At 58.4% G+C, this 21086-nt stretch carries 17 protein-coding genes; 3 read left to right on the top strand and 14 right to left on the bottom strand.

The window, feature by feature from the left end:
* Nucleotides 1-79: 79 nt before the first annotated feature.
* The 8 genes from P4L78_RS19300 to P4L78_RS19265 all read right to left on the bottom strand — a co-directional run bounded on the left by P4L78_RS19300 (nt 80) and on the right by P4L78_RS19265 (nt 11744).
* Complete coding sequence (locus P4L78_RS19300) at nt 80-970, bottom strand: DUF2950 domain-containing protein (RefSeq protein ID WP_309330016.1); 891 nt, start codon at nt 968-970, stop codon at nt 80-82.
* Nucleotides 971-986: 16 nt separating this feature from the next.
* A complete protein-coding gene (locus P4L78_RS19295; protein ID WP_309330014.1) occupies nt 987-2405 on the bottom strand; it encodes a DUF3300 domain-containing protein in 1419 nt (472 codons plus the stop codon).
* 244 nt (nt 2406-2649) lie between these two features.
* Nucleotides 2650-3546 (bottom strand): DUF4434 domain-containing protein, encoded by an 897-nt coding sequence (locus tag P4L78_RS19290; RefSeq protein ID WP_309330012.1) that lies wholly within the window; start codon nt 3544-3546, stop codon nt 2650-2652.
* Nucleotides 3546-6521 (bottom strand): NfrA family protein, encoded by a 2976-nt coding sequence (locus P4L78_RS19285; RefSeq protein WP_309330010.1) that lies wholly within the window; start codon nt 6519-6521, stop codon nt 3546-3548. The genes P4L78_RS19290 and P4L78_RS19285 overlap by 1 nt, the downstream gene beginning before the upstream one ends.
* Nucleotides 6518-8758: a cyclic di-3',5'-guanylate-activated glycosyltransferase NrfB gene (gene nrfB, locus P4L78_RS19280; protein ID WP_309330008.1), complete on the bottom strand. Its 2241-nt coding sequence runs from the start codon at nt 8756-8758 to the stop codon at nt 6518-6520. Before nrfB ends, P4L78_RS19285 begins: the two co-directional genes overlap by 4 nt.
* Nucleotides 8759-8773: 15 nt before the next feature.
* Nucleotides 8774-9889 (bottom strand): non-hydrolyzing UDP-N-acetylglucosamine 2-epimerase, encoded by a 1116-nt coding sequence (gene wecB / locus P4L78_RS19275; RefSeq protein WP_309330005.1) that lies wholly within the window; start codon nt 9887-9889, stop codon nt 8774-8776.
* A 248-nt stretch (nt 9890-10137) separates the two neighbouring features.
* A complete protein-coding gene (locus P4L78_RS19270; protein ID WP_309330003.1) occupies nt 10138-10851 on the bottom strand; it encodes a DUF2182 domain-containing protein in 714 nt (237 codons plus the stop codon).
* 125 nt (nt 10852-10976) lie between these two features.
* Entirely contained in the window at nt 10977-11744 is a 768-nt protein-coding gene (locus P4L78_RS19265; protein ID WP_309330000.1) for a DUF899 domain-containing protein, read from the bottom strand.
* A 125-nt stretch (nt 11745-11869) separates the two neighbouring features.
* Between P4L78_RS19265 and P4L78_RS19260 the strand changes: the two genes are divergently transcribed.
* On the top strand, nt 11870-13087 hold the full coding sequence (locus tag P4L78_RS19260; RefSeq protein ID WP_309329998.1) for a hypothetical protein: 1218 nt from the start codon (nt 11870-11872) through the stop codon (nt 13085-13087).
* A gap of 38 nt (nt 13088-13125) precedes the next feature.
* Entirely contained in the window at nt 13126-13770 is a 645-nt protein-coding gene (locus P4L78_RS19255) for a hypothetical protein (RefSeq protein WP_309329996.1), read from the top strand.
* A gap of 226 nt (nt 13771-13996) precedes the next feature.
* Here the strand turns inward: P4L78_RS19255 and P4L78_RS19250 are convergent, their stop codons facing one another.
* The 4 genes from P4L78_RS19250 to P4L78_RS19235 all read right to left on the bottom strand — a co-directional run bounded on the left by P4L78_RS19250 (nt 13997) and on the right by P4L78_RS19235 (nt 19706).
* Complete coding sequence (locus P4L78_RS19250; RefSeq protein WP_309329993.1) at nt 13997-14938, bottom strand: sensor domain-containing diguanylate cyclase; 942 nt, start codon at nt 14936-14938, stop codon at nt 13997-13999.
* A gap of 48 nt (nt 14939-14986) precedes the next feature.
* Nucleotides 14987-15793: a hypothetical protein gene (locus tag P4L78_RS19245; protein WP_309329991.1), complete on the bottom strand. Its 807-nt coding sequence runs from the start codon at nt 15791-15793 to the stop codon at nt 14987-14989.
* A gap of 153 nt (nt 15794-15946) precedes the next feature.
* Complete coding sequence (locus P4L78_RS19240) at nt 15947-16981, bottom strand: AraC family transcriptional regulator (protein ID WP_283151164.1); 1035 nt, start codon at nt 16979-16981, stop codon at nt 15947-15949.
* Between the two features lie 448 nt (nt 16982-17429).
* Nucleotides 17430-19706 carry a glycoside hydrolase family 3 C-terminal domain-containing protein gene (locus P4L78_RS19235; RefSeq protein ID WP_309329988.1) on the bottom strand — a complete coding sequence of 759 codons (2277 nt, stop codon included), beginning with the start codon at nt 19704-19706 and terminating at the stop codon, nt 17430-17432.
* Between the two features lie 304 nt (nt 19707-20010).
* Here P4L78_RS19235 and P4L78_RS19230 point away from each other — a divergent pair, with 304 nt between their 5' ends.
* Nucleotides 20011-20238: a hypothetical protein gene (locus P4L78_RS19230; RefSeq protein WP_309329986.1), complete on the top strand. Its 228-nt coding sequence runs from the start codon at nt 20011-20013 to the stop codon at nt 20236-20238.
* 6 nt (nt 20239-20244) lie between these two features.
* On the opposite strand, the gene P4L78_RS19225 is transcribed toward P4L78_RS19230, so the two are convergent.
* Together P4L78_RS19225 and P4L78_RS19220 are read right to left on the bottom strand one after the other, a co-directional pair.
* A complete protein-coding gene (locus P4L78_RS19225) occupies nt 20245-20562 on the bottom strand; it encodes a hypothetical protein (protein ID WP_309329984.1) in 318 nt (105 codons plus the stop codon).
* 329 nt (nt 20563-20891) lie between these two features.
* Nucleotides 20892-21086 (bottom strand): hypothetical protein (locus tag P4L78_RS19220; RefSeq protein WP_309329982.1); only part of this gene is annotated, 195 nt, incomplete at its 5' end.

Genomic DNA, 21086 nt, shown 5'->3' with positions numbered 1-21086 from the left:
TGTGGGAAATGGGCTGGGTGGCGGCCGGGACCAGCTCCGGTTTTCATCCCTTGAGTTATTCGTTATCGGCTTTATGGGGCTATGGGCTGTTCTTGAGTTCGCTCCAGCCTTCGCCTGGATTGAAAGTACGAATGCCACGGGCAAGCCGGTCTGTGGCCGAGCCAAGATTGGCCTCGTAAACCACTCCGTCCTGATTGACCATAAAGCTCATGATGCTGGTTTTGCCATAGCTGGCAGGCCAGGCGATCAGGGCGAACCCGTCCACCATCCTGCCATCCTTGATGTAGTTCCTCGCGCCACCGGCAGCGGCATCACCTTGCGCCGTCAGAATGCGGAACCGGTAACCATGGTACGGCTCACCTGCTTTGGCATCAGCAAAGCGCGGACCCAGCGGGCAGGGATCTTCGCCGGGCTGGGTGGGCCAATACAGGCCATCTTTTTTGCCAGGAGTGGACAACAGCTTTTGGGCGTAGGCGGCCTGGCCTTGGGCTTGCGACCAGTTCCAGTAGTCATGCTGGGCATCGGCGTACGCCAGCGTTGCCTGGATGGCGGCCAGCTCGTTGCGGCCTATGGCCCGCGTGCGCATTTCGTCGGCACCCGCTTTGGTATCGAAATACCAGCCAGCTTTGCCGTGGACGATCGGCACTGGCAAAGTCCAGCCCGCCGTGCCCGCAGACAGCAGCGCCTTGTGTTCATCCACCTGCACGATCTCATGCGCTTGCGCCCAGGCCGCCAAGAAGCGGGTGATGTCTTCAGGCGCTATGCCGCCAGTGGGCACAAACGTCCGGTAGTTGCTGCCAAGAATGATGCTGAGTGCGTCATCGTCATGGGTGGCGATGCTGTCAACCAAGGCGTCTGCAGCGGCCTCTGGCGTTGGAAAAATACGTGGTGCTGTTGCTGCCATGGCCCCGATCGACGCGCAGAGCATGATCTGGACCAGCACAGCCTTGAATAGACGCGTTGCATGCATGATTAACCCTCGTTATTCAACGACCACGGCCACCGCCACCACTGCGCGCCGGGCGACTGGTGGAGGAGCGGGCTGCCGGAGCAGAGCGGTTTGAAGCGCCAGCTCGGCTGGTGCCTTGCATGCTGGGCGAGGCGCGGCTTTCCCGACCGCGCGAGGACTCTGTTCGTGATTGCATATCGTTGACGCCGGTGAGGGCATTGTTACGTGATCCCGCTTGGCTGCGGTTGTCGCCACGGGCCCCATTGTTATTGCCCAGGCCGCTGTTGGCGCCACCGCGATTGTGATCCATTTGCCCGGCCTGTGCCCCGCCGGTTCTGCCGCCACGCGACGAGTTGCTGATGCCGCGGCTTTCCATGGTGTTCGCAGCTCGCTCGCGGTTAGCGTCACGGGTATTTGCCCGACCGTTATCGCGTCCATTGTCTCTGCCATTATCACGACCGTTGTCGCGTCCGTTATCGCGTCCGTTATCGCGTCCATTGTCCCGGCCATTATCTCGACCGTTCTCACGCCCATTGTCCCGACCTGCGTCATCACGACCACGGAACTGTTCGCGCTGGTTGGTTTTGAAATCGTTGTTCAGGCGATCACGTTCGGCAGCACCGCCGCGGTAATCCGATGTGCGATGGCCGGGGTCGTGTTTCCAGGATGCGCGATCACCGCCACCTTCAAATTTGCGATTGGAGTTGATGTTGTTGTACTTGTTTACGTTGATGTTGACGTTACTTGAACCCCAGTTGCAGCCGCCCCACAGCGCGTTGCCCACGGCAATGCCGACACCCCACGCCAGGCCAGTCATGACCGCAGTGGAAAACCAGTAACCGGCAGGTGGTGGGTAGTAATAGGGAGGATAGGTTGGGTAAGCCCAGGGACCGTACACCACGGCGGGGTTATAAGTCGGCACATACACCACCGAGGGTTGGGCCGGCTCGATCACAATGACTTGCTGTTTGGGGCCAGGTTGCGTGGTCACGGTAACCTGCTCGTTGGATTGGAGATTGCCCGCTTTTTGCGCCTGATTCCGCAAGCGCTGGACCGCGTCCATCACGTCGGCAGTCTGGGTCAGAAAGGCATCGCCCATGTCCTTTACCCATTTGGGCTGACCGCCAAGCGTGATCAACACCTCCGGGAAAGCCACCATGGAGGCAACGGCTGGGTCCCAGTTTTGGGCTTCAACCATTTTTACGGCGGAATCGCCCTTGGAGTCGGGGTGGGCTTTGGACCACTGATAGGCTTTTTCAAACTCGTCAGGATATGTCGTTGCCATCAGCAACTGGGAAAGCAGCGAGTCCGGATATAAAGCGATGGGCGCCACCAGCTGATCAAGCTGGGCATTGGACAACGGTGGATCATCTGCGGCCAGCGCTGGCCAGGCGGCACAGAGCAACCATAGGGGTAACGCCAGCATCAATGCGTACTGACGCAGAGTCTTGAGCACTGCCACCATTGCAGAGGTCCCCGGGCGGAATCATGCAGATCACTGATCTGCTGGTTATGACTTCATTTTTAGATGTCCGGGTTTCCTCGCTTGGCGGCTGAGCCAAAGCACTGATACCGGATTATCTTGCCCTTTAGCAAAGAGGAGTCTTGCGTTGTTAGCAAGTTTTTCCCGGACAGACGGCGGTCTGCTTTCGCTGCTTAACTGCTCGTGCCAGGATTCGGTCGCTGGCAACTGGGGCGCATCAAATGGGCAACAGCCCTTCCAGCCCGGGCAAATAGCGCAGCGAGAAAAACACGCTGTCACCGCCGCATGCCGCGCGTTGCCTGAGTAGGTGCCCCGCTTCCTCCTCTGTCCGGCGCTCGGCGGTAAAGTTGTCGTCGGTGCCGGTCTGGCGGAACAATTCAAATACGATGCCTTGGGCCGCCGGGCTGTCGCATTGCATGACCGCGCCAACGTACAAGCCGCGTTCAGCCTCGTTCAGTTTGGCGGTGCCAGCACCATCTTGAACCCAGATATGCACGCCACTGCCGTGACCGAGTTGCTCCAGCATGGCGGCGTATTGCGTGGGTGCCATATTGCCGGCAAAAAAACTGCTGACATACACCGGCTTGTCACCCTGCGCGTGCAGCAGTTTCTGACTGCGATTGAGCCAGTTTTGCAACTGGCTGCGGCTGTCCGGTTCGCGCCAGCGCACGTCGTCAATTTCCGACCCTAAATACCAGCCGCTAATGGCATCAGTCCCCAGCTGTTTGATCCAGTATTGCGCGAGTTTTGCATCGGTTCTGGCCATGCCGTTGAAGTAGCTATCCAGCAAGCGTGCGGGTTGTTGCTGCTTGATGAAAAAATCAGGATCAGAACTCAAGCCGATAACCAGTTTCAAACCGGCGGCGTGCGCCTCGTTCAGGCGAGCGGTGAGCCAGGCTTGCTGTTCCGGCGCCGTAAAGGCATCGCCCTGGCGGGTCCACTGCATGACCAGCGTATCAAATCCGCTCTGCCGTGCCGTAGCAAAGATGCGCGGCCAGTTGGCGGCGGCGATGCTCAGATCGCGTAACTGCGGCTGATAAAAAATGGCGTTCATGGCTTGGGCCAGCCCCGGCAAGCACAGCAGCCCGAGCAGCAGAAGTTTTATCAGACGCATCACCAGAGTCCTCCAAAAGTCAGGAACACGGTGTTGGTGTCACCGAGATAAGTTTCGAAAGCGTGCTGAAACTCCAGTCCGACGCTGATCTTGCTCGGATAGGCATCGTAACGGGTTTCGCCATACCAGTGATTCCAGCGCATACCCAAGCCCGCCCGTACATCGCGGCTATACCCTTGCTGGTCCAACAGGTTGTATTGCATATGGGCGTACGGCTCGAGCGTCTGGCCCCGCACCAGTTTCTTGTGATAACTCAGGCGATAGTCCGCAGTGGCGGCAGCGCGCTCCTGATGCAGGTAATAAGCGGCGTCCAGATACAGGTTCTGCGCCATCCAGCCCGTGCCGGATTCGTGCCATTCATCACTGAACTTGCCATCGTTGAATAGCGATGCGCTGGCCCGGAACATGACGTCCGAAACCGTATCCTGGCTGCGATCCAGTGGCGTCTGATATTCGGCGGCCAGGTAGAAGGTCCAGTCACGCAAGGGTTTCCAGCGCAGGCCAGTGCCCAACATCGGCGCGTAAATGGGTAAGGCGGCATATTGGTCGCCCTCGGTACCACTACCGGCAAAAATGCGGGCATAGGCTTCCAGCGTTTTGCCGTCGCGAATCGCCGGGTCACCCAGGCGGTAGTCTGCTTCCACCTGCGAATAACTGCGGTAAGCCGTGCCAGGCTCCGGCGAGTTGGCAATTGAACCGGCGTTGGTCCCCATAAACGCACCAGCGGAAAAGCTCCAGCGACGGCCCAGATCTTCATGCAGGCGTCTGAAGCCAAATTGCTGCTCCAGATCGGCGTCGGTTTTATCGGCAGGATCAATAGTCAGGTCGTAATCGATCACCTCGCGGGCATAGGCGCGAGCGGCCGTGTTATCGCTCATGCGCTGGCTGGAATAAACCAGTTGCCGGGTGATGGCAATGTCGCCTGGCGCTTGTTGATGCGCGGCCTGCAATGCTGTTCGCGATTTGGCCGCGTCTCCGGCAAACCACCAAGCGTAGCCCAGTGTTGCCTGTAACTCGGCATCGTCTGGAGCAAGCGCCTGGGCCCGCTGCAACGAGACCACAGCCTCTTGATATTGCTTGTCGGCGCTCTGCAGCGTGGCCAGTCGCTGGTAATAGCGGGCGTCTTCGCGCTGGGCCAGAGCACGTTCCAGCGCTGCACGTTCGGCGGTGGCATCGGGGGCGGTTTGTGCGCGCAACCACCAGTATTCATCGTCACGCACGGCGCCGCGGTCTTCGTATTCATCTAGCCATTGCGCCGCACCGGGTTTGTCGCCAGCGGCCAGGTCGGTGTTGGCGGCGGAGATCAACTCGCCGGGCAGCAAATCTGCCTTGCGCAGCGAGCGCCACGCTTGTGCCGCGCTGGCGTAGTCTTTGGTGGCGAATGCCTGGTAGGCTACGGCGCGCGTCGCATAGCCATCGTCGGGTTGCCGCTGCCGGGCTTGCTGATAGCTGTATTGCGCCAGACCCGGCAGGTTTTCACTGCTATAGCAGTCGCCCAGCCGCATCCAGTCGTCATGGCTGTAGCCGCTGGAAAGATCACCCAGCAAATCATGGACTTGTTTGCAGTCCTTGAGGCCGGCAAACAGCGCTGCCTGATGCCCGCGCTGACCCGGTGTAGCCAGAGGATTTGCCAGCCGGGCCTTGTCTTCAGCGGTCAGCAATGCCGGGGTTTCGCCGATCAAGCCGGTGAGGCGTTGCAACAAAATCCCACGGCGTGCGGGCTGCGCGGCGGTGAAGGGATAGTTATCCAGCAACAAGCGGGCGGCTTGTGCCTGGCCATCATGGGCAATCAGTTGCCAGGTCAGTGAATCCAGTAACGCCGGATCGTCATCGTGTTGCCGTAGCAGGGCTGCTGCCTGCTTTTCGGCCAGATCAAGCTGATTGGCTTTCACACTCAGGGTAAAACGCTCGCGGAGCATTTCGTCGGCGGGCAAACGTTCCAGCATGCGCTGGGCGGCGTTGTCGCTGCCGCTGGCGATCAGGCGCGGTACCAGCGCCTGCGCCTGGGCGCGGCGGTTGACGCTAAAGGTGGGTGTGTATTCCGCGTAGAGCGTGTCGCGTTCTATGCCCGGCATTTGTTCCAGCAAGCTCAGCCATTGTTGTTCGTCTGCAGCGTTCTGGAAGTCAGGCTGTTTGCCGACCATGTAACGGACGAGCGCTGCGCGCTCACCACGCCGGGCCAATGCCTGCGCATAGGCCAGCTGATCACGTCCACGTACGGCAGGACTCTGGTTCAGCAGACGCTCGGCATCGTTCAGCCGGCCCTGCGTCAGCAACAGGTTGAGCCACTGGCTGCGCTCGTTGGCCGTGAGTTGGCCTGCGGCATTGAGTGCGGCAAACTGGCTTTCGGCTCGCGGCCAGTCGCGTAAAAAGATCGCCCGTTGTGCCAGTGAGTGGCGCAGCTCCAGGCCTTGCGGACTGGCCGCAAAACCATCGTCAGCATCCAGTTCGGCTTGCGCCTTGGCCAACTGACCCGCGCGTAATGCGGCATTGCCGGCTATGGCCTTGCACACTGGCGTTTCTTTGGGCTGGCAAGTGGTGTCTGTAGCGGCTGGGGCTTGCGCGGCGCCCCCGGCTTCGCTGACCTCTTCGGACGCCTGCGTTGTCTGTGCACCTTGCAGCGTCGCCAGTGCTTCGGCAATGCGCATGTCTTTGGGCGTGTGCTGGGCCGCTTGCTTGAGCACCGCTTCGGCCCGATCAGGCTGGCCATTGCGCTGATAGGCATCGGCCAGATAAAGCGCAACGGTGGCATTTTTAGGTACCAGCTTTTGCGCGGCCAGGAATTCGCTGATGGCTTGCTGGTTTTCGCCGCGCTGCTGCAGCGCGAAGGCCTTCTGCAAATGCGGATAAATAATGAATCGCCGGTACCCGCTCACTTCGTCGCCAAGGTCCAGCCTGCTGTCCGTTGCACTCAACGCCGGTGCCGCAAGGGCCAGTGCCAACAAGGCAGGGAGTACTCTCAAAGACGTATTCATACGGCCGCCGCCGGGCGCAGGTGGTCCAGCTGTTCCATGGTCACGCCAGCGCGTTGCAGCAGTTGCGGCATTGAGGGCTGCAGCTGATCTTGCAGCTGCAATGCCTCCTGCAGGGTGTGCTGGCTGATCACGCCCTCATCCACCAGAAATTCACGCAGACTTTGGCTGGAGCGCTCATGGCGCAGCAGCAGGGCTTTAAGAGCAGCGGTATCCAGATGACCCAGTGACATCAATATCTCGGCAAATAATACTTGTTGCGGTACGTATTCCTGCCAGATGGCCTGGCCTTGCGCGGGTGTGATCAAACCTTGGTCGATGGCCGCGTCCAGCAGTTCGCGCGGGTCGGCTTGCAGTTTGGGCAGATACCAGCGGCGCAATCCTACCGTGACCTCACCACGGCGGGCGATCACATAACGTACCGGGCGTTCCAGCTTGCGTTCCAGCGCCGCCAGCGATACCGGGTCAATATCGGATTCACTGGCCACCACCAGGGTTTTGCCCTCTTCGCGCAGCGGCAAGATGGCATAGTGCATGGCCATTGCGGCGGGAACGCGGCCAATTAGCTGGGGCGACAGACTGTAGGCATCGACCGCTTCGGTGGTGACATGGCTTTGCTCGGCAACCGCTTCTGCCAACGCTTGCGCGCTAACGACCCCTGTTTGTACCAGCCAGCTTCCCAGGCGCAGACCCTGGCTGCGGTGTTGCGCCAGAGCGCTGGCCAGTTGGGCTTCGGTAATGGCGCCTTGCTCGATCAGGATGCTGCCCAGCGGTCGGCGGGCGCGATTTTCGCCACCCACACTGGGGAAGTCATGCGTGGTTTTGTCCCACGCCACGCGGCGCGGATCACCTTGGGCAATGATCTGGCTGAGTGCACGCCAGTTCGCCAGGAAGTTGATGATGTTGCCCCAGAACAAGCGTGGAATCGCCATCAAACCTTGGCCAATGCCGTAATAACCAGAGACAAAAATGATCCGCTGCAGCATGCGGTTGGCCATCAGGAAGAAGTTGACCCACAGCAGCAGCACCAGTCCATGGTCGCCTTCAAAAATCGACAAGAAGCGGTAGGCATTTGGCCAGTAATGCTGGTACAGCCATAACGCCGACAACTGGATCAGGATCAGCGAAGCGATAAAGCTCACAAAGTTACTGATGGCGCCTTTGCGGTCACGCCAGAGAAAATAATTGAGCGTCCAGTTGCCGGTCCAGCCGTGGGTTTTGAAGCCCTGATAAACAATGCCGATAATCCAGCGCGATTTTTGCCTTACCGCCGTGTGCAAGGTATCCGGAAAATACTCGCGTACGCAGATCACCGTGGACGAGCGCCGGCTTTGCCCCAGCAGGCGTTTGCCCAGCGAATGCGTAGGCGTATCGCGGATCACCGGGAAGCGCACAAACACCTCGGTCATGCCCTTGGCTTTCAGCCGAAAGCCAATGTCGTAGTCTTCGGTCAAACTTTGCACGTCAAAGGCAATGCCGTCGCCATCGGCCAGCAAGGCTAGTACTGCACGGCGGCTGAAACACGTGCCAACGCCAGCGCTGGGCACCTGACCGGCCACCGCTTCGCGCACCGGCACGTCTTTACCATGCAGTTCGGCAAACTCATCCAGATAAGACAGGCTGGTGAAGTTGGTCCACGGCCGTTCAAACGGATAAACCGGAATCTGGATCAGATCTTTACGCGCCACCAGAAAATTGAACAGCCGCAATTCCATATCCGAGATCACATCTTCGGCGTCGTGCAGGATGAATCCGGCAAATTCGAAATTGGCTCGGCGCTCGAATTGCAAAATGGCGTCGAGTACGTTGTTCAGGCAATCGGCCTTGCTGGTTGGCCCGGGGCGGGCGCAGACCACTTTATGTACATTGGGAAAGCGCGCACAGACTTCATCCACGTCGCGCTGGGTATCCGGATCATTGGGATAAGTGCCGACAAAGATGTGGTAATTCTCGTAATCCAGCGTGGTGGCGGCCAGTTCGGCCATCTTGCCGATCACTCCGGTTTCTTGCCACGCGGGCACCATGATGGCCAACGGCTTTTCGTCCGGCTCGTACAGCGCGGTGTAATCCAGATACGGGTGGTTGCGATAAATGGTCAGCAGGCGCCAGATACGGCGGCCCCAGTAAACCACATCGATAAACAAATCATCGATGCCGCTGACCAGCATCATCACCGCCACCGCAATGGCAAGCAGCTTCAGGCCGTAAAGATAGGTTGAAAAAATATCCAGCAAAGACATCAATGCACTCCCGGCTTAGGCAAAGTCCGGAGCCGGATCGGCTTTATGCGCGAGGCCTTTCTTGAGTGTCGCCACAATGTATTCGCACGACTTGCCATCGCCAAACGGATTGCCCGCCTGCCGCATGGCTTGATACGCCGCTTTGTTCTGCCACAGTGCTTCAACCTGCTCGACGATGGTCGCCCGTTTAGTACCCACGAGCCGGGCGCAGCCTGCATCAATGGCTTCGGGACGCTCGGTTTCTTCACGCAATACCAGCAGCGGTACGCCAAATGTGGGAGCTTCTTCCTGCAAACCACCGGAGTCAGTCAGTACCAGCCAGGCATCGACCAGCGCTTGCTGCATCTGCAGGTAATCCAGCGGCGGCACCAGTTGCACGTTGGCAATATGGCCAAGGATGTCATGCACCGGTTTTTGCACCACCGGATTCAAATGCACCGGAAACAGTACCGGTAGATCCGGATGCGCAGTGGCGATGTCGGCAATGGCGTGGCAGATTTCCTCAACATCGTGACCCCAGTTTTCGCGCCGGTGCACGGTGACCAGCATATGCCCGCGACCGCTGGCCTGGCGTGAAATGCCGCGATGGGCAATGACCCACTGCTGGGCATCCACCACGGTATTGCCACTAAGCGTGATGTGACTGTTGGCGATGTTCTCTTTCAACAAGGCATCGCGTGCCCGTTCGGTGGGCGCAAAGTGAAAGCGCGCCACCCGGCCGATCATCTGCCGCAAGCCTTCTTCCGGGAACGGCCGGTCCGGATTGTAAGTGCGCAAGCCTGCTTCAACGTGAGCCACCGGCACCCGGTGGTAAAACCCGGCCAGCGCTCCCAGAAAAGCACTTTCGGTATCACCTTGCACGACTACCAACGACCAGGCGCGGCTAAGCATCACCGCCTCCAGTTGCTCCCGACAACCGATGCTGAAGTCGGCCAGACTGCTGCCACGGCGCTCCAGCGTGATATCGGGCGTGATGTCAAAACACGCCAGAATCTGCTGCGCCATTTCACCATGCTGCCCGGTATGCAACCAATACACACGTGCCCATTGCTGTGAGCGCAATGCATGATAAAGCGGGGCAATCTTGATGATTTCGGGACGGGTGCCGGAGACAAGCAGGATGTCACGCATGGTTACTTCCAGTGAAAGCGTTATTGATAAAGCTCTACATATATAACCGCATCGCTGACAAATAACCAACAATATGAAGTCAGGGTATTGATAGGTATTTTTTGACTTTACAAGAAATTGGCGGATGACAATTACGAGAAGGCAGCGTGACCTTGATGAACGCGCAAAAAAAAGCGTCGTGGGTGGTTCAACTTATTGCCAAGAGACGGTCTGGCTCCGGTCTGACCATATACGACGACGCTCCCAAGCTAGATATTTCGCACAATCAGCAATAGCCCCCCCACGACAGCGACGATGCCAATTGCGTATGCCACCGTTTTGCCACGTGCGGCCAGGCGTTCGGCGCTAATGGCGGCAGTGACGATGGCCATCATGCGCATGTCCATTACACCGCCGACCAGCAAGATTGCGGTGAGTCCGGCGCAGCACTGGCAGCAGTGGCTACCCAGTTGCAGGCCATAGCGCCACGCATTGCTGGCATTGGCCGGCCCGAACTCGCCGCCATGGCCGGAGCTGCCTCGGCAGCAGGCCAGCAAATGCGCTTTCCAGCGGGTGAATTGCAGCGCGCCAGCCATCAGCACCACGGTTCCTGCCAGACTTGGCACGGCGCGCGCCAACACGGGTTGCTGCATCGCCAGGGTTGCCAGCGTGATCCCGACCAGGAAGGCAGCCAGACCAACCATCGTCCACACGCTAAAGTAAGCCAGACCCACCAGGATGGTGAGCCGGGCTGGCCGGGCATGGGCTGAACGGCTTGCCCATTGCTGGTAGCGCCACAGCACGGGGGCGAGCGCTGGCAGCATCATGGCCACCATCATCATCACCCACATGCCAAGGAACACCGCCCCGGCGCGCAACCAGGTCTGGCCCGGCATGCGCATCCAGGTCATGGACATCGTCCAGTCGCCTGGCATAGTCATGCCATCCATATCCGCCATCGAACGGCACCAGATGATGGTCATAGCCGCGCTCACCACAAACAGCAGTGCCAGGCTGCCGAAGAAGACACCACGGGAAGCGGGAACGGGAGGTGGGCGGGTTGCAGCCGCCCGCTTCCCGCGTACGGCCACAACGCTGCTGCCATGCCTTAGCACTTTTCGTACTCGTCATGACGGCGCCACCAGATGCCCGTCTCGTTGCGGCCCAGCGGCGCGCGATCGAGCCATTGGTACATGCCCCAGATGCCGTCCAGTCCGCGGGCGTAGGTGGAATAGGTGTGATAGATCACCCCATCTTCCATGACGAAGGCGCTCAATCCCGGGCGATCGCGCGCATACGTAACCGCGTCGGTACCGCAACTGTTGGCAAACTGCACCACCGGTTCTGGTGCCGGAACGGCGTCCATGGCATGCGCACCGCGCATATAGTTGTATTCAATATCGCCCTTGCGTTGTTCCTCCTCAGTGAATGACACGTTGAAGTCAAAGTTGAAATCGCCGCCCTGCGAAGAGGCCCACGGAAACGACCAACCCATGCGCTCTTTGTAGGCGCTCAGTTTGGCAATCGGTGCGCGGGAAACCGCCGCCAGCGTCACGTCGTGATTGGCCAGATGCGACACGAAGCCATCGAAGCTATCGGCAATGGCCGAGCAAGACGGGCAACCGGCGGTGTAGTCCGGCCCGAACATGAAGTGATACACCAGCAATTGCGAGCGACCCTGAAACAGGTCTTTCAGTGTTGCGCTGCCCTTGTCGGTTTCAAAGCGGTAGGTCTTGTCCACGCGAACCCACGGCAGTGCCTGGCGTTGTTGCGCCAGCAGATCGCTGTGATGCGTGAGCTGTTTTTCAGCCGCCAGCAATTTCAGTCGCGCGGCCAGCCATTCTTCGTGAGTTCCAGTTACGTGCGTCGTCATCATGATGATCTCCGTTGAGAAGCCTCGCCGTTCGGTCAGAACTGCCTGCGACAAGGTGGTTGAGTGACGTGTGCTAGATTAGTACCGGGCCTGAAACGCGAGGGAGTGACAAGTTTGGCGGGATTTGCATGGACTCACTGATCACGGCGGCGGCGGGCGCGCTGGCGGCGGGAGACCCGCTGGGTGCTCTGAATTTTGTGGCCTTGCGCAACGACCCACCGGCGTTGGCGCTGCGCGGAATTGCTCTCGCGCAATTGGGCGATTTCGTGCGGGCGAAGGCGCTGGTGCGTAGTGCAGCGCGTGCATTTGGCGCGAAAGAGGCAGTGGCACGGGCGCGTTGCGTGGTGGCTGAGGCAGAAATCGCACTCGCCTCGCGTGATCTGGGCTGGCCCGCCAAGGCGCTCGCCACCGCGCGGGCAACGCTGGCCGCACACGGTGACCAGATCAACGCCGCGCATGCGCAGTATCTGGAAGTGCGACACCAATTGTTGATCGGGCAACTGGACGCCGCCGAGATGCTGCTAGCCAGCCTTGATCCAACCGGATTGCCGCCGGTTTTAAGCACTGCACATGAACTGATGGTGGCGGGCATCGCCATGCGGCGGCTGCAGGCGACCGCTGCCCGCGCTGCGTTGGCCCGGGCTGAAAGCGCCGCCCGCCGCGCCCGTATTCCCGCTCTGTCGGCAGAAGTGGGCAGTGCAATGTTTATGCTGAACACACCTGCCGCCCGCTTGATCGTGCGAGGTGAAGAACGGCCCATCCTGCTCGATGAGGTCGAAGTATTATTGGCTTCAAAGGCGCTGATCGTGGATGCCTGCCGCCACGTGGTGTGCGATACCAACACAGTAATCGCGCTGGCAAGGCGTCCGGTGTTGTTCGTGCTGGCGCGCGCGTTGGCTGAAGCGTGGCCAGGCGATGTGCCCAGAGACACGCTGGTCGCGCGGGCGTTTCGGGCCAGGCATGCCGACGAATCACATCGGGCGCGGTTGCGGGTTGAAATCGGCCGCTTGCGAGCAGTGCTGGGCACACTGGCAGAGGTTAGCGCCACACCGCGCGGATTCACGCTGGTGCCGCACTCGTCGGAGGTGGTCGTGTTGGCGCGGCCGGTAGAAGAGAGGCATGCGGCGGTGCTGGCCTGCCTGGCCGATGGCGAAGCGTGGTCCAGTTCTGCGCTGGCGCTAGCACTTGGGGCGAGTCAGCGCACAATCCAGCGCTCGCTCGACGTGCTGTCAGAGGCGGGCAAGGTGCAGGCCTTGGGCCACGGTCGTGCCAGACGCTGGTTGACGCCGCCCGCACCGGGATTCACGACAACGTTGTTACTCTCCGCGCCGTTGCCAGGTGGCTAACATGGTACTCATCCGCACCCAGTAATCAGGACACAAACATGAAGCGACTACCAGCAGAAATCATCCGCGAGTACGGCCCTTTTCCTGGTGTGAGCCAGATTGGTGGGGTGACGTACGACGGCCAACAAGTCTGGATTGCGACCGGTGAAACCCTCACCGCGCTGGACCCGGCCAGTGGCGAGCCCAAACGTGCGCTGAACATCTCCGCCCACGCGGGCACGGCGTTCGATGGCCAGCATTTGTTCCAGATTTCCGGCGACCGCATCCTCAAGCTTGACCCGCAAACGGGCGACACCCTGGCCACCATTCCTGCGCCGGGCGGCGGTGGTGACTCGGGCATGGCCTGGGCCGAGGGCACGCTGTGGGTAGGCGAGTATCGCGAACGCAAAATCCACCAGATCGACCCCGAAACCGGTGCGATCTTGCGCAGCATTGAATCCAACCGTTTTGTGACGGGCGTAACCTGGGTGGATTCCGAACTGTGGCACGGCACCTGGGAAAACGACGCCAGCGAACTGCGCCACATCGACCCGCAAAGCGGCGAAGTGCTGGAACGGCTGGAGATGCCCGAAGGCATGGGCGTGTCTGGTCTGGAATCAGATGGCGCGGACCAGTTTTTCTGCGGTGGCGGCGGCAGTGGCAAGTTGCGGGCGGTACGGCGGCCCAAGCGGGCCGCTGGTTGATCTTTCAGCTCAGACTCAGATGTAGCCCGGATGAAGCGAAGCGAGAATCCGGGGCCAAATATTGGCAAAGGCGAATGCCAGTTATTGGTTAATGCATTGCAATCCCCCGGATACTCGCCACCCTGCGGCAACCGTTATATGTGATATCCAGGAGCCTTGTGGGGTACCCGGAGGGGCACGGGTCATCCGGGTTACATGATGGCAATCGGCGCAGCTGGGCCCAAGGCTAAATGCGTGCCGATTCGATCCGGTTCCGGCCATTTTGTTTGGCGCTATAAAGGCATTTGTCTACGGCCTGAATGAAGTCCGTGGCTTCCATGCCTGCGCTCGGGACGATAGTTCCGACGCCCATGCTGACCGTGAGCACCTGACCGTCGTCCGCTTTCTCATGCAGGATCTGCAGTTTTTCAATTAGCCGCTGACACCGCTCCGCCACCTCGCGTGCCCCGTTTTCGTCGGTTTCCGGCAGCAAAATCACGAACTCCTCACCGCCAAACCGCGCCGCAATGTCTCTGGGGCCAGCAATGGCCAGGCTCAATGTCTGCGCCACGCGGGTCAGACATTTGTCGCCCAGGATATGCCCGTAACGGTCGTTGTATTGTTTGAAGAAATCGATATCCAGCAAGATGAGCGAGAGCGGTTGCCCGGTACGCTGGGCGTTGGTCCATTCCACGTCCAGGCTGGAGTCGAACCGGCGGCGGTTGGCGATGCCGGTCAGGCCGTCTTTGAATGACAACGCTTCCAGTTCTTTTTGCAGGCTGATCAGTTTTTCTTCAGTCTTTTTGCGCTCGCTGATATCAAACATGAAGCCGACCAGCGATTGCGCCTCGCCATTCTCGTCTCGCACCACGTGCACGACATCGCGTATCCACACGTAGCCGTTGTCTTTGGTCAGCGCGCGGTAGTCTGCTTCATGGTCTATCCCGGCTTTGGATTGCGAAATGCAGAAGTTCACCACGTAATCGCGGTCATCCGGGTGAATGCGCATCGCCCAGTCTTCGGCGGAAACCCAGCTGTCCTGGCTCCAGCCCAGCAATGGCTCAATCTGCGGCCCGATATAGGCAAATTGCATGCTGGCCCAGTCAATTTTCCAGGGAATAGCCTGGGTCGACTCCAGCAGTGTTTTGTAAACCGCGCTATCACTATCAAGATCGTGGATATCAGACATGCCGGGTTTTCCTGAATTGTTTGTTGGACCGAATGGCGGTTGTTTTGATTAACGCACCGCGGCCAGATTGGTATGCACCGTAGGCGCGGCGTTCCAGTACCAGTAAAAGAAGCCGTTCTCGGTTTGCAGCAGTGTTTTGGTCACCACCGAACCGTGTTTGATATCGCCCCAGCATGCCCGGGCCGAGTTACGGTTGTTATGCAGATCAATGCATTCGGGGTTGTTGTGGGCCGGTTTGGGCGGGATATAAAGCGCACAACCACGCCGTACCCACAAGTCTGCCACGCAGATTTTTGAGAGCTTTGGCCAGTATCTGGCTACCGAAATCACCAACGGAAATTCGGGATCGGTAGAGGCAAAAACATGCGGAAAGTCGTGATGTTCCAGGTCTGTGCACACCACGGTGAGTAGATTGTTGCCGGTGTTCTGATAAGGCGACCAATGTCCGGCAAAGACGCCGTATTCATATTCGACTTGGGAGAGCGTGTGTACCGGGCTACTTAGCGGAACGCCCTGACCGGGTTCGACCAGCGTGATGCCAAATGCGGCGGCAATATCGCGCGTGGCCCACATCGGTTCATACACCACTTCTTTGGCGATAAATCCCAACTGGGTTTCCACGCCATAGGGCGGCGTCGGTTTAATGGCCATAACCTCGGCGACGATATATTCATTGCCAATAGCTACGGCCGGGTTGGTTGTCGCCGGTTCCAGCGGTGTGACCCCGGCTGGCAGCGCATTCAGATAAACCGGCTGTCCGCCATCGTTATAGAAGAAGGGGGTATCTGTGATGTTGACCGTTGTTTCATACAACTCCTTGATAAACACCGGCGCATCAAAATGTCCTTCTGCCATGGTCCAGCCAACCCATAAGTAATTGATAAAAGACTGATATTCTAACCACGGCCCGGCATTGCCGTGGTCAGGAAGCTCTGAACGGATATCTAGCTGTATGTTGAAAGCGACAATGACCGGGTTTGGGCAGCAAAAACGCGATCGGCATTGCGCTCAGTCACAGGTGTGCAGTGACTTGTAGCGGGATGGCGAAGTGCCGCTTTGCTCGGAGAAGAACCTTGAGAACACGGATACCGACGAAAACCCCAGCATGTCGCTGATGTTCGAGACTGACATCTCGTTTTGCAGGAGCAATTCTTTGGCCTTTTCGAGCCGGACCTGATTCATGATCCGCCGAAGGTTGGTTCCTTCTTTTTGCAGCCGCCGATGCAGGCTGAAGCGCGACATATTCAAGCCGCCGCATACCATTTCCAGCGTGGTGTGTTCCTCGGCCAGGAACGACATATTGCGGGCCTGTTCTTCGACCAGTCCTTCAACTCGGGCAGCAAACGAGTGCCGTTTATAAAGTGCCTTGAGATCGTGAACGGCCTGGCCGTGAATGGCATCAAACGCGGTGCGATTGTGCAGGTGATAGCGGGCATTGGCCGTCGGCAGATTCAGAACCAGCCGATTGTGGCTTTGCCCGAAGCGCACTTTGCATTTTTCAACATCCTGCAGCTTTTGTTCAGAGGCAAAGGGCTTGCCAGTCAGTTCAAGCATGACGGGCAGATCGTCGTCTTCAGTGTATTGGCGGGCCAGCTTGGCCATCGTTATGAGATTGCCAAAAGCACTCAGGGAAGTGCGGTTATGATCGCCGTCCAGCACGTATTCAAATTCGAAGCGGCCGTTTTCTTCCTTGATGCGCAGATCGTCAACATCGCCAATCAATGCCCTGAAGCGGAGGTAATTCAGATAGGCATCTTTGAGCGTGGGCGAGTTGGCAACGATGCCAATCACTGTGCTGAATGGCGCGGCCAGGGGAATAGCCAGCAGGCTTTGATTTTCTGAGGTCGATGGCAGCGAACGCTCCATCAGATTCAGCATCGCGATATGTTTGGCTGCGGCAATCCGGCCTTGCGGATCTTTGGTTTCGAGTTCTGTGATGCCGGTGATACGGCGAAACTCGGCCGGGCTGATGCCTCTGGCTTTTGCGGATTCCAGACCAAGAAGTGCCAATCGGCTGGTGACTGTTTTAGGCCAAACTGCCATTTTTAACCTCACAACGCATGCTGGCCGCGCTTGCGGAGCGGCGCAACGTCGCGCTCATTCCCCAAAGAGGCAAACGCGAAGTTGTATTCCAGCAGTTATGGAATGATTGATGCGCTGGCAATGCCCATACGCAGGCGTTACACAGACATACAAAGCATCTGGTACATCGGGAACGTGATGGCAGCACGTACCTGAAGCCCGGCACTGTCTGGCCGGGAGATCATGCGGCAACGATTTCCACTCGTTGCGCATGACGGTGTTTAATCTAACACAGCTTGTTACATCGTCCTGGCAGGGTTTACCCCACCTTCATCCTGCTCTGGCCTGACCGCTAACACGGTGTTTGGTCAGTTGTTTCTATCAAGCCTTTTTATAAATGCACGCAGCGAAAACCGGGATAAACCGCGTCTTGCAACAAACGCAGCGGTTTATCCCGGTTGAACCGACGTTAGTGCGTCAGCGCAAGCACTTTTCCGGCAAAGGCTTGTTTGCTTGCCAATGCCAGCGGGTCACGCGAGGAGCCGCCCACGGTAAACGAGAACGTCCCCGCCGGAATGCGCCACTGATGCAGCGTGATATCCCAGATGGCAAGGCGTTCAGCCGTTGCGCTCACAGTGACCTTGGTGCTGGCGCCTGGCGCCAGTTGCACCTTTTGCCAGCCAATCAAGCGTTGCGGTGGTTCACCCGCAGCGGCAGGCAGCGCGGCGTAAATCTGCGCGACCTCAGCCCCGGCTACCAAGCCGGTGTTCTTGAGCGTAAAGCTGGCTGTGAGATTGCCATTGGCATCCACTGCGGTGGTCAGACCGGAATACGCAAAGCTGGTGTACGACAAGCCGTGCCCAAAGGGGAACAGTGGCGTAATGTTTTGCGAGTCGTACCAGCGGTAGCCCATGTTCAACCCTTCGCTGTAAACCACATTCAGATCAGTCGAGGAAATCGCCTTTTGCGGTTGATCCGTGTCGTTAACCGGGAAGGTGATCGGCAACTTGCCCGACGGATTAACCGTGCCAAACAACACATCGGCAATCGCTGCGCCACCCTGAGTACCAGGATACCAGGCCTCAAGCACGGAGTGGACATTGTTCACCCACGGCATGGTCACGGCTGTGCCGCTTTCCAGCACAACCACACTGCGCTTGGCGCTGGCCGCTACGGCAGCAATCAGGGCATTCTGGTCGTAAGACTGGTTGGCCGGATCGGCTACAGCGTCAGGCAGGCTGAGCGAGGCCAGATCACCCCCTTCGGTTTCCCACTGTGTACCAAAGACGATTGCGACATCTGCGTTGGCAGCAGCAGTTGCGGCGGCCGCAGCGTCGGAGCCATCCAGATAAGTAACGGTGGCGTTCGGTGCCTTGGCCTTGATTGCATCCAGCGGCGACGATTTATACCAGGTGGCGCAGCCGGTCACTTGCCCGCCGATCATGGCTGCCGGGTTCAGGCACGTTACTGCATTGCCGCCACGGGGAGGAGTCAGCGCTGAACCGCCGCCGGCCATTACGCCGACGTCGGCATGACCGCCAATAACCACAATCCGCTGGATAGTTGCGGCGTTCAGCGGCAGCGCGGGGGTGGTTGCCCCGGCTGGTGTGGCGTTTTTCAGCAAGACCATGGATTGCTCTGCCGCCGCCTTGGCTGCGACATCGCCAGCAGCTTGATCAATGGTGCCGCCCAAGGGTGCGGGAGAATCCATGATGCCCAGCCGGATCATCGTGCGCAGCTTGCGTTGCACCATGTCGTTAAGACGTGAAAGGGGCACGGTGCCCGCGGCGATGGCAGCTTTCAGTTTCTGGTTAAAGAAGGTCGGCACGCCGTAGAACCCGGCGCTATCGTCGGTCGAACCGCCTTCTTCTTCATCCAGCCCGGCGTTGGCACCGCGTACCGTGTCGGTCAGCGCCATGAACCAGTCAGATTGCACCTTGCCCTGGTAGCCCCACTCGGTCTTGAGCACATCGGTCAGCAGGTAGGTGTTTTCGCAAGACTTGATCCCGTTGAGCAGGTTGTACGCGCACATCACGTTGCCCGGCTTGCCCTGTTTGATGCCAATTTCAAACGGCAACAATTGCAGCTCGCGCAGCGTGCGCTCGTCAATAATTGAATTAGAAGTAAAGCGATTGGTTTCCTGATCGTTGGCGGCAAAATGCTTGATGGTCGCGACCACCTTTTGATCTTGCGTACCGGTAGTGCGGGAGGCAATCAGATAACCCGCCAGTACCGGGTCTTCGCCCATGTATTCAAAAATGCGGCCATTGCGCAATTCGCGCGCCAGATCTACGCCGCCACCCAAACCTTCGGTATATCCGATGGTTCTCAATTCTTTGCCAATCTGCGAGCCGTAGTTGTAGGCCAGTTGCGTGTCCCAACTGGCGGCCAGCGCGATATTTGATGGCATTGCGGTAGCGCCGTTATCCACCGTTACGCCGTTTTTGGCCTGGTAAACACCAGTGGCCGAATCCGCAGTGTAGTAATCAGGAATGCCCAGGCGCGGAATACCGGGGATATATCCGGCGCCACCCAACGGCCCCGTTTGGGTACCGACGCCATGAACCAGCTGGATTTTTTCATCCAGCGTCATTTGCGCTACCAACGCCGATGCGCGCTGATCCGCAACCGTATCTGGATCGGTCACCGTGGTTACTGTCGCGGGTTTGTTATCGTCGCTGCCGCCGCAGGCAGACAGCAGACCGGCCGCTGCAAACAGCAAGGCCAATGTTGTGCGAGTCGTCATGTTTATCTCTACTCCATACTCCCTGTCGGCCGATTTATTACTCGGTCGCGGGATTTGTTATCGGAGCAAACATGGTAGTCGGGTCATCCAAAACGCTCTTTGCACGCCGTTGCGGCATTTGGCACCCGGTTGCGCAAAATTGCGTAAAGGTAGCCAGAAAAAGACGAAATGTGACCCGCGCGTGACGACTCTAGGGTGAACCAGGTAAGGGTTTGATATTACGGTTACTGCTTGAAACGGCTGGGTTTTTCTGAGAGGCGACAAGATGTGGCGCGGATAACCCGCCACCTTCTGGTTTTCGCAGATGGCCGCATCGGGTGGAGTTAAAACACACCTCTTCGAGGGGAGGAACATCACGCCGGAGGTTGTGAAAAAAGGGAAGGAAAAACCGAAGAGCCACCAGATGCGGCTTTTGTTGAGTGCAGCGGCAAAGCCACTGAAAGAGTGTGAGTTTCGCGGCAACCACAGCGGGCGGGGCCTGTATTTGTTCGTCCCGGAATTGGTCAGGCAGAACTCGCTGCGCCAGTCATGAACCTGTTTACTTGAGCTTGCTCAGAACATCGTTGATGTTGATTTCATCTTCCGAAAAGCAATAACTGCCATTCTGGCTCGTTTCAATATGCAGGTATTTTTTTGTGGCGGATCGTCTTTGTTTTCGTGCGAGATAAGCACTGACCACACCGGCAATCAGCAACGAAAACATGCCTCCAAGATAGTTATTTTCTTGCTGGCTAGTCCGGATTTTCTGTTCCTCTGCGGACTCACAATCAACCCAGTATTTTTTTATATCATGCAAATTCAGATGCCTGCTGCCAATTTCCAAAACATGATTATCCATACCAACGTCCTTGATCATCAGGTGTTTTCAAGCTTTCGTTTTTGGCCGACTGCTGGCTGTCGCTGGCCAATTGTCTGCCCGTTCACCAACTGACACAAAAGTAAGATAGCAGGTGTTGGCACAGACGCACAGGAGTGGTGGCTTTGGTTCGCCAAGAAAAGTCCCGAGCGAGCCGGGCGTTTTTTCTGAACCGGTCGAACTTTGCGTCTTTCTAAGCTAGCTCGTGGTTCGTAGCGCGGATGAAGGCCGATTCTCGGCATAAACGTTAGCGGAAATCCGGGGGCGCAATATATCACTCGGACCAGTGAAGGTGTTTTGCGATATGGCTCCCGGATTATCGCGCCGTTTCATTCAGGCTCCTTGCCGACCAACTGGCCACGCCTAAGTAACAGCAAAGCAATCTGGTCTGGCCCGGCCTCGATGGACACTGACTTAAGGTGGATAATGCCCACCCAGGAGTTGTGTTCATGACCAAGACCAGACGTACTTACCCCGAATCCTTCAAACGTGATGCAGTAAACCAGGTGCTGGCCGGCACCCCG

It is taken from the genome of Silvimonas sp., from assembly GCF_031291215.1.
GTDB classification, from domain to species: Bacteria; Pseudomonadota; Gammaproteobacteria; order Burkholderiales; family Chitinibacteraceae; genus Silvimonas; species Silvimonas soli.
This window is presented reverse-complemented; position numbering and strand designations above follow the sequence as displayed.